At 31.3% G+C, this 12538-nt stretch carries 17 protein-coding genes and 1 tRNA gene; 13 read left to right on the top strand and 5 right to left on the bottom strand.

Translation table 11 applies throughout. The features are described 5' to 3' along the window. Positions 1–175: 175 nt before the first annotated feature. The 5 genes from ACS3UD_RS11000 to ACS3UD_RS10980 all read left to right on the top strand — a co-directional run bounded on the left by ACS3UD_RS11000 (position 176) and on the right by ACS3UD_RS10980 (position 6112). A complete protein-coding gene (locus ACS3UD_RS11000; RefSeq protein ID WP_308139559.1) occupies positions 176–499 on the top strand; it encodes a YhdT family protein in 324 nt (107 codons plus the stop codon). Between the two features lie 43 nt (positions 500–542). Continuing rightward, positions 543–2048, top strand: coding sequence for a sodium/pantothenate symporter (gene panF / locus ACS3UD_RS10995; RefSeq protein WP_308139560.1), 1506 nt, complete (start codon positions 543–545; stop codon positions 2046–2048). A gap of 71 nt (positions 2049–2119) precedes the next feature. After that, a complete protein-coding gene (locus tag ACS3UD_RS10990) occupies positions 2120–3718 on the top strand; it encodes an N-acyl-D-amino-acid deacylase family protein (protein ID WP_308139561.1) in 1599 nt (532 codons plus the stop codon). A 143-nt stretch (positions 3719–3861) separates the two neighbouring features. Next, the gene (locus ACS3UD_RS10985; protein WP_308139562.1) at positions 3862–5475 is read left to right on the top strand and encodes a PucR family transcriptional regulator; all 1614 of its coding nucleotides are present in this window, start codon (positions 3862–3864) and stop codon (positions 5473–5475) included. A 564-nt stretch (positions 5476–6039) separates the two neighbouring features. Continuing rightward, a tRNA-Arg gene (locus ACS3UD_RS10980) sits at positions 6040–6112 on the top strand. A gap of 118 nt (positions 6113–6230) precedes the next feature. Here the strand turns inward: ACS3UD_RS10980 and ACS3UD_RS10975 are convergent. The 5 genes from ACS3UD_RS10975 to ACS3UD_RS10955 form a co-directional block, all read right to left on the bottom strand. Then, the gene (locus ACS3UD_RS10975; protein ID WP_308139563.1) at positions 6231–7424 is read right to left on the bottom strand and encodes a tyrosine-type recombinase/integrase; all 1194 of its coding nucleotides are present in this window, start codon (positions 7422–7424) and stop codon (positions 6231–6233) included. Positions 7425–7490: 66 nt separating this feature from the next. Further along, positions 7491–7670 carry a hypothetical protein gene (locus ACS3UD_RS10970; RefSeq protein WP_308139564.1) on the bottom strand — a complete coding sequence of 60 codons (180 nt, stop codon included), beginning with the start codon at positions 7668–7670 and terminating at the stop codon, positions 7491–7493. 98 nt (positions 7671–7768) lie between these two features. Continuing rightward, positions 7769–8179 carry a hypothetical protein gene (locus ACS3UD_RS10965; RefSeq protein ID WP_308139565.1) on the bottom strand — a complete coding sequence of 137 codons (411 nt, stop codon included), beginning with the start codon at positions 8177–8179 and terminating at the stop codon, positions 7769–7771. Positions 8180–8227: 48 nt separating this feature from the next. Continuing rightward, complete coding sequence (locus ACS3UD_RS10960) at positions 8228–8440, bottom strand: hypothetical protein (RefSeq protein ID WP_308139566.1); 213 nt, start codon at positions 8438–8440, stop codon at positions 8228–8230. Between the two features lie 169 nt (positions 8441–8609). Then, the gene (locus tag ACS3UD_RS10955) at positions 8610–9263 is read right to left on the bottom strand and encodes a helix-turn-helix domain-containing protein (RefSeq protein WP_308139567.1); all 654 of its coding nucleotides are present in this window, start codon (positions 9261–9263) and stop codon (positions 8610–8612) included. A 157-nt stretch (positions 9264–9420) separates the two neighbouring features. Here ACS3UD_RS10955 and ACS3UD_RS10950 point away from each other — a divergent pair, with 157 nt between their 5' ends. The 8 genes from ACS3UD_RS10950 to ACS3UD_RS10915 all read left to right on the top strand — a co-directional run bounded on the left by ACS3UD_RS10950 (position 9421) and on the right by ACS3UD_RS10915 (position 12534). Then, the gene (locus ACS3UD_RS10950; protein ID WP_308139568.1) at positions 9421–9630 is read left to right on the top strand and encodes a helix-turn-helix domain-containing protein; all 210 of its coding nucleotides are present in this window, start codon (positions 9421–9423) and stop codon (positions 9628–9630) included. Between the two features lie 312 nt (positions 9631–9942). Next, positions 9943–10146 (top strand): DNA-binding protein, encoded by a 204-nt coding sequence (locus ACS3UD_RS10945; protein WP_308139569.1) that lies wholly within the window; start codon positions 9943–9945, stop codon positions 10144–10146. Between the two features lie 11 nt (positions 10147–10157). Next, complete coding sequence (locus tag ACS3UD_RS10940; protein WP_308139570.1) at positions 10158–10373, top strand: hypothetical protein; 216 nt, start codon at positions 10158–10160, stop codon at positions 10371–10373. Between the two features lie 271 nt (positions 10374–10644). Next, complete coding sequence (locus ACS3UD_RS10935) at positions 10645–10770, top strand: hypothetical protein (RefSeq protein WP_308139571.1); 126 nt, start codon at positions 10645–10647, stop codon at positions 10768–10770. Beyond that, entirely contained in the window at positions 10767–11087 is a 321-nt protein-coding gene (locus ACS3UD_RS10930; protein ID WP_308139572.1) for a hypothetical protein, read from the top strand. Before ACS3UD_RS10935 ends, ACS3UD_RS10930 begins: the two co-directional genes overlap by 4 nt. Continuing rightward, positions 11080–11202, top strand: a complete 123-nt coding sequence (locus tag ACS3UD_RS10925) for a hypothetical protein (RefSeq protein WP_308139573.1) — start codon at positions 11080–11082, stop codon at positions 11200–11202. Before ACS3UD_RS10930 ends, ACS3UD_RS10925 begins: the two co-directional genes overlap by 8 nt. Positions 11203–11204: 2 nt before the next feature. Next, complete coding sequence (locus ACS3UD_RS10920; RefSeq protein ID WP_308139574.1) at positions 11205–11612, top strand: hypothetical protein; 408 nt, start codon at positions 11205–11207, stop codon at positions 11610–11612. 34 nt (positions 11613–11646) lie between these two features. Continuing rightward, positions 11647–12534: a Lin1244/Lin1753 domain-containing protein gene (locus ACS3UD_RS10915; protein ID WP_308139575.1), complete on the top strand. Its 888-nt coding sequence runs from the start codon at positions 11647–11649 to the stop codon at positions 12532–12534. The last annotated feature ends 4 nt before the right edge of the window (positions 12535–12538 follow it).

Genomic DNA, 12538 nt, shown 5'->3' with positions numbered 1-12538 from the left:
TTTTGGGAGCAATAAGTTTATTATAGAAATTATTTTATTGAAAACATTTGCACAAGTGAATAGAATATAACAAAATTGCTACTTAGATATATTTATAGAAGAATCTAAATAATTGTCTGGTAGGCAGTATAATGATAGTCGTAATAATAATTAAAAAATATTAGGAGGTTATTGAATGAAGAAAGAAGAATTTTATGAAACTAATTATAGTTTGGATGAAATTGAAATGGACCCTCGATTTATTATTTGTGAAAAAGAAATGAAATTAGTTTTTGGAGTGCAAATTATTTTTACACTAGTTAGTATTATTGCAGCCTACTTGTTAGGCAGTGGAGATCCTAATAATTACAGTTATATTTTAGGATTGCCTACTTGGTGGTTTGCAATAATTGTCATTAGTGTAATATTTACTGGAGTAGTAATTTATATAACTAAATTTAAGTTGGTGGACATGGAATTAAGTGATGAAGTTGAGAATGACGATTTAGCAGTAAAATAATTACTAAACAAATACAACAATATTATTAAAAGGAGACATATAAATGGGTTATGAAATAAGTGCAAGTAGTCGTACAGCAATAATAATTACTTTTGCTATTTATACTTTGGGTATGATTGCAATCGGACTTTATTCAAAAAAAACAATGGATAAAACTGCAGTAGATAAATATGTTGATGAATTTTATACTGGCGGACGTGGTATGGGAGCTATAGTTGTTGCAATGATGGTAGCCGCTGGATTATGTAGTGCTGGAACATTTCTTGGAGGACCTGGTCTTGGTTACTCAGTTGGATTAACATGGGTTTTAGCTGGATTCTCTCAGATATTTATGAATTTTACAGTGTTTGGTGAAATAGGAAAGAAAGTTGGCATAGTTGCTCGAAGGATTAATGCACAATCCTATGTTGATTTATTTGTATCTCGCTATAACAGTAATAAATTTATTGGTGTATTTGCAATACTAGCTGTAATGATGTTTTTAGGCAGTTATGTTGTGGCACAGTTTGTTGGAGGCGCTAGACTGTTTGAATCTATGACGGGCCTTTCATACACATTAGGATTGGTATTATTTGCAGGACTTGTATTAGTTACAGCTGCATTAGGTGGTATAAAAGGAGTAGCAGCTGCAATTGTATTTCAAGGAATAATAATGACTGTATCAGTAATTATGTTATTTATATTAACCTTAAGTCATCTTGGACCATTAACTTCTGTATACAAAGAAATTATTTCAATAGATCCATCTGTTGTTACACCTTGGACATGGAGTCCAATGTATCAATTTTCTATGTGGATTGTATATGGACTTGTTTGGATTGGATTACCCCATGGAGCTATGGCTACACTTACATATAAAGATACAAAATCAATGCATAAGGCAATAATAATGGGAGTTTTATTTGTATTGGTTTGGACACTTGCATTAATTTGGACAGGAAGTTTAGGACGTGCAATGTTTCCAGACTTAGAGGTTCCAGATCAAATAATACCTTCTATTGCCATGAAAGTTTTACCACCATGGTTAGCAGGACTTACACTTGCAGGTGTTGCTGGAGCAATACAATCTACAGTAGGATCCATGGTTATTATTATCAGTTCAACTTTTGTTAAAAATGCATACCAATCAATGATAAATCCAAAGGCTGACAGTAAAAAGTTAAAAAAAGTTACAGTTATGTCAACAGTTGCAATATGTATAGCAATATTCATTCTATCCATTAATCCGCCTAATGCTCTTCAGTTTATGATAACATTTGCAGTTGGAGGATTAGGTTCAGCATTCTTCTGGCCGCTGCTATTAGGAATTTATTGGAAGAGAACCAACGAATATGGAGCTGCTGCCGGAATGGTTGGTGGAATGGTTACCTATATACTTGGTGCAGGAAACTACTTACCAATAGCTATGGGAATGAATGCAGTAGTAGTTGCTCTATTTGTGTCTTTATTGTTGACAGTATCTATAAGTTTGGCAACACCAAAGCCACCTAAAGGAATAATTATGATATGGTTTGGCAAGTATTATCCAAAAGAAGTATTATCAAAATAATACAATATTTATAAATAGATTAGAAAAATATGAACTGTCATATTTCTAAAATTTGTATAGGGGTGATAAATTTGTGTAAGTTTGATTTAGTAGTAAAAAATGCAAAGGTTATTGATGGTACTGGCAACCCATGGTTTTATGGATGTGTTGGCGTAAAAGATGGGAAAATTGCTTACATAGGTAATTTAAATGATGATATTGATTGTTGCGAAATAATTGATGCGAAGCACCAAATATTGTCTCCCGGATTTATTGATTGTCATACTCATTCTGATTTTGCGTTATTGAGAGACCCGGGAATGTTATCAAAATTGAAACAAGGGGTTACAACTCAATTAATTGGACCGTGTGGTATAAGTGCCGCACCCATAAGTCCAGATAGAGTAAATCTGTTGGATGCTTATGCTGGTTTTGCCAAAGCTGGTGTCGAACCTGAATATAATTGGGAAACCTTTGGAGATTTTCTTAATGTTATCGATAAGTTGCCATTAGGAACAAACATAGGTGCTTATGTTGGACATGGAACAGTTAAAATTAACGTTATGGGATTTGAATCAAGGAAACCAACTGAAGAAGAGCTTAAAGAAATGAAAAAACAAGTAAGAGAAGCGATGGAAGACGGAGCATTCGGTATGAGTTCTGGATTGATTTATCCTCCGGGAGTATATTCGGAGCCTGAAGAAATAGAAGAAATGGCAAAAGAACTTAATAGATTTAATGGTGTGTATCTTTCCCATATGAGAAATGAATCATATAATTTATTAAAAGCTGTTAAAGAGATAATTCACGTGGCAGAAGTTGCTAATATTCCAGTTCAAGTACATCATCATAAAGCTATGGGAATAAAAAACTGGGGACTGGTAAAAGAGTCTGTTAAATTAATAGAAGAAGCGAGAAAAAAAGGACTGGATATTACAATTGATCAATATCCATATACTGCATCCAGCACCACATTGAGAGCATGTTTGCCTCCGTGGGTTCATGAAGGTGGTATTGAAAAGATAATTGAAAGGCTAAATGATCCTTCAACTAGAGCGCGTATAATTGCTGATATAGAATATACTGACAATTGGGAAAACTTTTACAAAAATAGTAATGGAGCAAAGGGAGTAGTAATTTCGTATACACCATATACACCGGAATTTGAATGTAAAACTCTTTATGAGGCGGGTAAAATGGTTGAAAAAGAACCATTGGATGTTTTATGTGATATTATTGCAGCTAATAAAGGCAATGACAATGCTTGTTACCATATGTTAAGTGAAGATGATATTAATTATGTTATGAAGAGTCCATACACAATGATTGGGTCAGATTCAATTCCTGTTGCACCAGGTGCAAAATGTCATCCGAGAACTAACGGAACATTTCCTAGAGTCCTTGGAAAATACGCTAGAGAAGGTGGAGTTATAACTCTTGAAGATGCAGTGAAAAAAATTACCGGCTATCCGGCTGGCAGATTTAATATTATGGGAAAGGGATTAATTAAAGTTGGGTATGATGCAGACCTTGTTATTTTTAATCCTGATACAGTAATAGATGGTGCTACTTATGAAGATCCGTTTAAAGAACCTATAGGTATTAATTTCGTTTTAGTAAATGGTCAGTTGGCAATAAAAGAAGGTAAATCAACGGGTAATACCTCAGGCAGAGTTGTTAGAAGAAAGTAATTCATATGTATCTACGTATAGCAAGAGTGATTATATGCATGCACATAATCACTCTTTAACAATATAGGCCGAAAATGATTTCCTTGAAAAAGTATATAATGTAATATATAATATTCTCTATACAAAAAATACATGGTGATAAAATGATAACAGTTAGGGAAATACTAGACGCGGAATTTTTTAAAGATTATAAGGTCATTGCAGGCAATAAGGGATTAGACAATCAAGTAAGGGGTATAACCGTTCTTGACTCAGAGTGCGGTTATAAATGGACTCAAAGGAATGAATTTGTATTTACAACTGGATATATATTTTCAACTAATCCAAATAATCTTGAAGAGTATTTATGTTCTCAAGAAATCAAAAAACATGCTGCACTGGCCATTAAAGAAAGGTATATAAGAGAAGTACCTAATGAAATGTTGAAAGTGTTTAATGATAATAAAATTCCTTTAATATTTATACCTCCAACAGGACGTTGGGTAGAGATATTCAATGCTATTAATGCGGTTATTTTAAATAAAATTATTAAAAAATTTGATATTGGTAAAATTAGTAACGTTAAATATTATAACTTATCTTATCAGGAAAGAAAAATAAAAAAAATACTTAATATATTTGAGTATGAAACAAGTTTTCCTGCAATGCTGTTTGACTTAATAAATGAAAAAGCTTATTACAGTTCAAATAAATTCAAGGAAGAAACAATAAATATTAAAATAGAAGAATATTGGAATCCATCTTTTAGCTACAGTAAAGAATATTTGTTTAATAATAGCAGAATGGCTAGGTATAAGTTAGGTACAGGGAAAAATTTAGATTTTAGCTGGATTAATATACCTATAATGGTCGATGATAAAATAAAAGCATATTTTGTAATAATTGAACCTAAATGTAAATTAAGTTACTTCGATCAATTTGCTTTAAGCATTGGATTGGCTCAGCTCCAGGCCATGTACGAACAAATTTTAGTGGTTAAAGGGTTAGAATACACTCAATTTACACAGTTTATGAATAAGTTAATAAGCGGAGAAATCAAAGATAAGAAAACGATTATTTTAAAAGCAATACAATTTGATATAAATATATATAAGAAATATTGTTTTTTCATTATGAAGCAGAGCAATAAAGAAATAATGATCAATAATTATAAAGATATAATTAATTCTAACAAGAAGCGCGTATTTGGAAGTGATAATAAATGTCATATCATTGTTATTGACGAATATAGTTTTTTATTTTTGTATGAATTAACCGAAGGGCTTGAACTGGATAAAGAATTAGAGCTTTTGTATACAAAAATAGACAATTTTTATAAGAGAGTGTTATTGGACATTAGTAACATTAAGCTGTATTTTGGGTTGTCAGATATATGTGGAAATATAGTAGAGACTGAAAGAAGTTATATGAGGTGTCTTAAGGCTTTAGAGATCGGGCCTCATTTATTTCCAAATGATAATTTGTGGGTATATTCTAAGTTAGGTATTCTTGCATGGCTTGATATAAAAGAAGATGAAATGGAAGTTATGAAAAAAGATATCAACAAATTGAAAAAAATTGGTGATGTTGAGCTTATTCAAACATTAAAAGTCTATGTGGAAAACAGGATGAATTTCAGTTCTACTGCAGATAAAATGTTTTTGCATATTAATACTGTTAGAGCCAGAATTGAAAAGGTTAACAATATTTTGAATATAGACTTGAATAACGAGCTAAATAGATTAAAATTGGAATTGATTTTAAAGTTTTTAGAATAAATCTTTGCTACTCTTAGTCGTATATTTTTATAATTATAATAATCAATAGTACTATTCCGGCATATCCATTCAGTACATAAACAACATTTTTAAATATGTCGACATAATTTAAAATATATTATAATTATATATAAAAGAATTACATATATCAAATTTGTTAATAAAAAAATGTTATTTACAGGGCATTTTTTTTATGTACATGAAAATTCTATTTTTTTAATATATTATTTTATAAATAAATTAAAAATTTTATTTTTATGAAAAAAATGAAGAATTAAATAGTAAAATATTATCTATTTTTTCATTACAAAAAAAGAGATGTTGCTCTACTAAATCTTTATTTTAGTATTTCAACAGCAACATCAATAGTGCGGATGCAAATAGCTTAACTTTTAGTAGCAGTAGCACTTTGTGGAGATTGTGTAAACTCGCAAAATGCTCCATAAATCAACAGCTTAAACTTTTTAAATGTAACACATGTATTGTAATCCTACACCAAGAAAAATATTTATTTTATATAGCTATTGAAATTGTAGTCATTATGTAATATAATTTATAAATCACGGACCATTAGCTCAGGGGATAGAGTGGCAGACTTCGAATCTGCGCGTCGGGGGTTCGAATCCCTCATGGTTCACTAATTGCAAAGGTTGTAGCGTGTAAAATGAGTCGATAAAAAATTGATTCGCCAAAAATTCGCCAACTTAAAAAATAATAAAAAGAACCTGAGTGTATAAATTAGGTTCTTTTGTTATTTATTGACTGAATACATCATCTAAAACGGAGGTCGCTTCTATATTCGCTTCTTTCAATAAATGTAGATATATTTCTGTGGTTTTTATAGATGAATGCCCTAATAGTTGCGATACGGTCACTATATCAATACCATTGTTTAGCAAAGTAGTTGCAAATGTGTGTCTAAGAGCATGAAACTTTCTGTAAGGTATCTCAGCTCTTTTTAATAACCTTTCCCATGACCTTCTTAGGTTTTTAGCATCTATATATGTTCCAGTTGATGAAGGGAATAAAATAGTATTTTCTGTATAAGTTGGCCCAAGTAATAACTTTTCTTCAGCAATGAGCTTTTCAAGTTGAATTAACTCTTTTTCTAGTACTGCATTTATAGTCAGATCACGCTTTGATTTTTTAGTTTTGGTTTTAGTTAATTTTAATTCATAGCGATACTTAGTAGGGGATTCAAAAATTTTAACTCTGTTCAGAGTATTTCTTATCTTTATTAAATTATTTTTTATATTCTTTTTCTTGTTAAGAGCTAATATCTCACCCTCTCTTGCTCCTGTGTTAACAGCAAACATCATTAAATATCTAATCTTAGTATGTCCAGCTATCTTTTTTAATTTGTTTATCTCATCCACGGTGAAGACTTCTATATTTTTCATATCTTCTTCATCTTCATCGTCTATGATTTCATCTTCAGGTGGTTTTGGAAGCTTAAGGCCTCTGAGGGGATTCTTTGCAACATAGGATTCAGATTCAGCGTAATTAAAGAACTTATTTAGCAGCTTGTGCAGATTTTTAACTTGCGATATTGTTTTATTTTCTTTGGATAACATTTCATTATAACGCTTTTGAATCTGCAACTTTTTAATATCAGATACAGGAGCAATAGCGTATGGCAGGTCTTCTACATAGTTTCGATATATTGATTCATAGCGCTCAAACGTGGAGCTACTATTGCCATTATATCTCTCGATTTCCCAAATCCATACAAACATTGCTTTGCTTAAGCTTTGCTTGCCTAAGTCTGGATTTACACCCTGTGCAAGCAAATCAAGGTATTCTTTCCTTTTTCTATTTGCGTCGGACTCTGATGTTCCGTAAAAATTTTTATATACTGGTTGACCTTTATTGTTTTCGCCAATTTTCTCACGAATTCGGAAGTATTCTTTGTCTCCTGCCTTTGCATTTGTCTTTGGTTTGTTCGCCATATTCCATCCTTTCATTTTGCTTATAAACTTAATAATTTTGGTAAGTAATCTACATGTACAATGAAGTTAATCAAGATTTTTTTCTGGAGAACCGGATAGGCTTGATTGGTTGGCATCATGTAAAGTATCTTTGTAAACTCGTCTTGCAGCCATAATAAAATTAATGAAGTGTATAGGAAAATCATCCGGTAGCTCGTCTTTTTCAGCAAACTTTAAAGTTACTTTTCTATCTGGTAATTTAGCCATAATTAATCTCCTTGGTATATAATTACAAATTTATTTAAAGGTTAAATATTCTTTAATGATATTCGCATTATGTTGCGAAATGACGTTATTGTTTAATTTTATTTGTCTACAACTTCCGAAGCTTCTTCTAAAAATCGATTGATTATCCCTTTAAGTTTTTTATTTTCAGATTTGAGCTTTTTAATTTCTTTTTCTAGATCTGCTTTTTCTAACAGAGAAAAATTTTTAGGTTGAGATGCTTCTTGAGCTTTTCTTTGTAAATAATTTTGTATCTCAGGTAAATCAACACCCCGTGCCTCCGCCATTCCTACATACTCAAGAAATCTATTTTGGCAAATATAATATGTCCAGCGGTCTCCTTCATCGTCACTCTTCCAAGCTTCACCAAAATAGCTAAACTTCCCGTGTCTTAGTGCCACTCTAAGACCCATGGGTGACATTCTCAATATTGTCGCTGCTTCTGCTACGGTTATTCTTCCATCATCAGTTGTTAATATCTCCTTTGTCATAAATTCCTCCCAAATATATTTGTTTTTTTATTTAGTTTTATTCAATACTTATTTAATAATCTTTTTTATAATGTCAAATATACTGAATGAGGTTTTATTGTAGACTTTGTTGTACATTGCTTTCTTAGGGTTGCGTACCCATCCCATCCCTTTTTTACCATAGAAAGGGTTAATTGCTCCTTTTACTTCTCTTTTCAGCCTGCCAGTGGTACGAGATTTTATGCTTTTCTTAAGGCTTGGTTTTCTTAGTCCGAATTTCATAATTTTTTTATAACCTCCAGAATTAAATTATAACGGATAATTCAATTAAAGTTTACCACTTGTTTCTAACAATCGATTTGATGTCCAATACTTTTGTAATTCCATTTTTATTAAACTACATAACTAAAAGATATACATATCCTACTTATTAAAACTCTACTATGTGTAGCTAAAAGTTATCATTATCCATTGTATCATCATCTTGATTTTTGTATTTATGAATATAAGTTAGCTCTTCTATCCTTTCTACAGCTTCATTTTTCCCTATATCGTTCAGTTGATAATAACTGTTGATTATTTTTTTTACACCTTCATCTAAATACTCAGCAAGTAAATCGGCATACGTATGTAAGGCAAATTCTTTTTCATCTTCCTTTATTTCTTTTTCAGTTCTTTCCTTTTCCCAACCAACTAAAGCTAAAACCGATTTACCTAATGCATTGGCAATATCTACTATTTCTGAGACTATAATTTCAACTTCCCCGTTCTCTAATTTTGTTAAATAAGTAATGTCTCTATTAGTTAATTTCGACAGTTTTTCTAAAGAATAACCTTTGCTCAAGCGTGTGTTTTTTATATTTTGTCCCATAAATTTGTTGTCACCGAGCTTGGTTGGATCACTCTCCCACCCCATTAACCAAGTTGGCGTTGTCTCTAAAGCGTCAGCAAATATTTTTATTTTAGATTGAGGTATATCATTATCTTCTCCTTCAATTTTTGCAATCGTTGAGCGTGACTTATATCCTAATTTTGTTGCAAGTTCTTGTTGCGAATATCCTAACTCCTCTCTTCTTTGCTTTATTCTCTTAGATAGTATACTCACTGTTTTTCCTCCAAATTTGTTCTATATACATAATAAAATATCGTGTATTATAAGTCAACAAAAATTTAATTTTAAAAATAAATGTTGACTTTAAATCACCAATATGCTAATATAGAAATGTGATTAAAAATCAACAGATAAGAGGAGGTGCATAGTATTGACAGATACATATAAACTTAAATGTTTAATATTAAAGTCAGATATGAAACTTAAAGATATTGCTAAAAAAATGGGCATTTCATATTTTTCGCTTCAAAAAAAAATGAATAATGTTGTGGAATTTAAAGCAAGCGAAATAATGGAATTATCAAAAATATTAAACATCAAGGGTGGTAAAGAAAAAGAAGAAATTTTTTTTGTTAAATAACGTGATTTGAAATCAACTTTAAAAATTGATCAAGAATCTATAATTAATTATCAAAATATTTCATCAAGGTGATTGTCGAATGATATTTGGGTGCAGGGATTTGCAAAATATGAAATTATTTTACAAAAATTCATATAATAAAGATATGACATTTATTTTAAATAAAGAAAGGAAAAAGCCTGGATAAAGACTTGTAAATTTATAAAAAATAAATATTCAGTATGTGGACAAGCAGTTTAATATCATAATAATTTTTACTTGAACTATTTACGGGTAGTGGTGGTTTATTATAAAAAATAGAAGGAGAAAAGTATGAACGAATTAAACGAACCAAAAAAACTTATGTCAATAGTAGAAGCGGCAAAATATTTTGGAATTGGAAGGGATTGCTTATATGCACTTTCTCGAACAGAGCCGGATATACCAATCTTAGTTGTTAATGGCCGAAAAAAAGTTAATATTCCTAAGATGGCCGAATGGCTTGATAATGCGACTGCTGCAGGTCGTGAATTATAGGAGGTACCTTGATGGTGAAAGCGCAAACAGTGGAACAGTATCAAATCATAAAATGGTTGGAGCAAAACTTTTACATTGAAGCTCTGAAAATATCTCTTATTGATAAAGCTACGGTACTCATTGAGGATATAAATGGAGAAACGGCAACAGTTAGGTATAAAAGTAAAAATGATATCGTGTTAGAACAGGAAAATAAGTTGAATAGGGAGAGTGAACAAAGTGCCTGAGCACAGAATCAAAGCTTATAGGAATAAAATTAAGGCTGTAGGATTGCAAGGGGAAGAATTACGCCAGTACATAATTAAAAACTTTCAGGAACTGGGGTTCCCAAAGAAAGGAACGGCAATGTGGTTTTATCACAATTGTTTATAAAATTAATACATGTTAGATGTTGCATCAGATTTTCTTAAACATCACAAATTATTATTCGATGAATAGTGGTTTGTGGTGTTTTTATTTTCTTAAGGAATTAAAGATTTGATTAAAGGAGTGTGAAATATGAACGAAAGAGAATTTTTACAGGGAGAAATAAAAAAAACGGTTGATCGGCTGCATGATGTGAAATTTTTAAAGATACTATGTGGTTTGTTGAATGAAATTTATAGAAGGGAAGATAAAAAATGATTGGAGCAAAGGCAGGTTATGATATAAAAAAATATGAGGTTAAGAATTTTCTATCCGAAGGTATGCGAAAAATCGAAAGACAAATTGTAAATGTAAATTCTGAAATGGCAATGGATGTGTGCGATGAAGTTTATACAGAAGAAGAACAGAATTTTATGGCGATGCAAGTGACCAAGTTTAACATTATTGAAATGTTGTTAGAAACAGATGATAAAGAGCGCATAATTTTTCTGCATGATTTTCTCAATGCTTATTTGAAGGATAAAAAATCAAATACAAAGCAAAACACAAATAAAAGGGGAAATTTATATGAATGAAGAGATAAAAGAAATTACCGAGTTATTAGAACTACAAAAAGATTATATATTAGTTAAAAAAGTTTTAGCATATGTAAAAGCATATATTCATTATAAGAGCAAAAGGAGTGCATAGAAATGAGAGAAGAATTAATAAAGAAAATTATTCAAAATTTAGAGTTTGGAACTGATGAATTTTTAGAAGAAGTAAGCGAGATGTTGATTGGATGCCGGGAGGCAACCGAAAAAGTGGAAATTGAAAGAGGACTGCTGTTCAGCAGGGTTGCTGATATCATAACTGAAATTGCGGACATCTGTATTACTAACGAGAGTAACGACAGAGTTGAAGCAATCGGAGCAAATATAATCTGTGACAGCAAAGATAGCGTACTATTTATTCTCCAGCTATGTACTGATAAGATAATACTAGAGGTTAATGGCAAATTTGTTCTTGAGATTAATGCACAAAGCCCAGTGCTGATAGCGTTCAAAGAGTTGTTTGAACAATTGAATTATTCGTATCCAGAATATATGGGACAGGCTTAAATGCTTGTTTTATCACTTAAGTAGGTGATTATAAATGGCAAGACCAAAAAAACAAACAGTTGAATACTTTCCCCATTACACTACAAGCGGAAAGACGCTTTTTATATTAGAAAGTAATTACGGCAATAATGGCTATGCATTTTGGTTTAAATTACTTGAGTTGCTCGGAGGAACAAACGGAATGTATTATGACTGCAATAATGTCCCCGATTTAGAGTTCCTGTTAGCAAAAACTCATGTAAACAAGGAAACTGCATACAACATCCTTAATATACTGGCAGATTTAGAAACAATTGATAAAGAATTATGGTATAAAAGTAAAATTATATGGTGCCAAAACTTGATTAACAACGTAACTGATGCGTTCAAAAGAAGAATATCAGAAATACCAAAAAAGCCATTATTGCATACAGAAACCCCAATGAAAGAGAGTAAATGTATACAGAAACCCTCTGCAAGTGACATTTCTACCGACAAAAACGGGGAAAGTAAAGTAAAAGAAAGTAAAGTAAATAATAAAAAGAATAATGTGCATTCTGCGAATGCTACTGATGCATTTTTTGAAACCGTATGGAAATTGTATCCGAATAAAAAAGGCAAGACAGCTGTATCAAAAAAATCTAAAGATGCTATCTATAAACTGGGTATTGAAAAAATAACTGCGGCAATTGAGTCATATAAAAAAGAATTGGCAAAAGAGACATGGAAGCAACCAATGAACGGAAGCACATTTTTTAATGGGAGGTTTACAGATTATTTATCTATAGAATCAGAAAAGGCATCACCTACGGCTGCAGAAAACAAAACTTATAACAGCGATGACGAAAATCCATATGCTAATCCTGAACTTATGGAACAAATGGCAAGAGAAGCGGGCATTCCAAAAATTAATTTTGATGACTATGACGATTACGAGGGCTGATAGA

This window comes from Sedimentibacter sp. LTW-03 (assembly GCF_052059825.1).
In the GTDB taxonomy this organism is placed as follows: Bacteria; Bacillota; Clostridia; order Tissierellales; family Sedimentibacteraceae; genus Sedimentibacter.
Note: the sequence above shows the minus strand (reverse complement) of the source record. Positions and strands in the feature narration are given on the sequence as shown.

Bases quoted from the DNA above. Each gene is read 5' to 3' on its own strand.
- ACS3UD_RS10940 (WP_308139570.1), top strand. From the start codon at position 10,158: ATGGTGAAAGCGCAAACAGTGGAACAGTATCAAATCATAAAATGGTTG.
- ACS3UD_RS10930 (WP_308139572.1), top strand. From the start codon at position 10,767: ATGATTGGAGCAAAGGCAGGTTATGATATAAAAAAATATGAGGTTAAG.
- ACS3UD_RS10925 (WP_308139573.1), top strand. From the start codon at position 11,080: ATGAATGAAGAGATAAAAGAAATTACCGAGTTATTAGAACTACAAAAA.
- ACS3UD_RS11000 (WP_308139559.1), top strand. From the start codon at position 176: ATGAAGAAAGAAGAATTTTATGAAACTAATTATAGTTTGGATGAAATT.
- ACS3UD_RS10985 (WP_308139562.1), top strand. From the start codon at position 3,862: ATGATAACAGTTAGGGAAATACTAGACGCGGAATTTTTTAAAGATTAT.
- ACS3UD_RS10975 (WP_308139563.1), bottom strand. From the start codon at position 7,424: ATGGCGAACAAACCAAAGACAAATGCAAAGGCAGGAGACAAAGAATAC.
- ACS3UD_RS10945 (WP_308139569.1), top strand. From the start codon at position 9,943: ATGAACGAATTAAACGAACCAAAAAAACTTATGTCAATAGTAGAAGCG.
- ACS3UD_RS10920 (WP_308139574.1), top strand. From the start codon at position 11,205: ATGAGAGAAGAATTAATAAAGAAAATTATTCAAAATTTAGAGTTTGGA.
- ACS3UD_RS10970 (WP_308139564.1), bottom strand. From the start codon at position 7,670: ATGGCTAAATTACCAGATAGAAAAGTAACTTTAAAGTTTGCTGAAAAA.
- ACS3UD_RS10965 (WP_308139565.1), bottom strand. From the start codon at position 8,179: ATGACAAAGGAGATATTAACAACTGATGATGGAAGAATAACCGTAGCA.
- ACS3UD_RS10935 (WP_308139571.1), top strand. From the start codon at position 10,645: ATGAACGAAAGAGAATTTTTACAGGGAGAAATAAAAAAAACGGTTGAT.
- panF (WP_308139560.1), top strand. From the start codon at position 543: ATGGGTTATGAAATAAGTGCAAGTAGTCGTACAGCAATAATAATTACT.
- ACS3UD_RS10960 (WP_308139566.1), bottom strand. From the start codon at position 8,440: ATGAAATTCGGACTAAGAAAACCAAGCCTTAAGAAAAGCATAAAATCT.
- ACS3UD_RS10915 (WP_308139575.1), top strand. From the start codon at position 11,647: ATGGCAAGACCAAAAAAACAAACAGTTGAATACTTTCCCCATTACACT.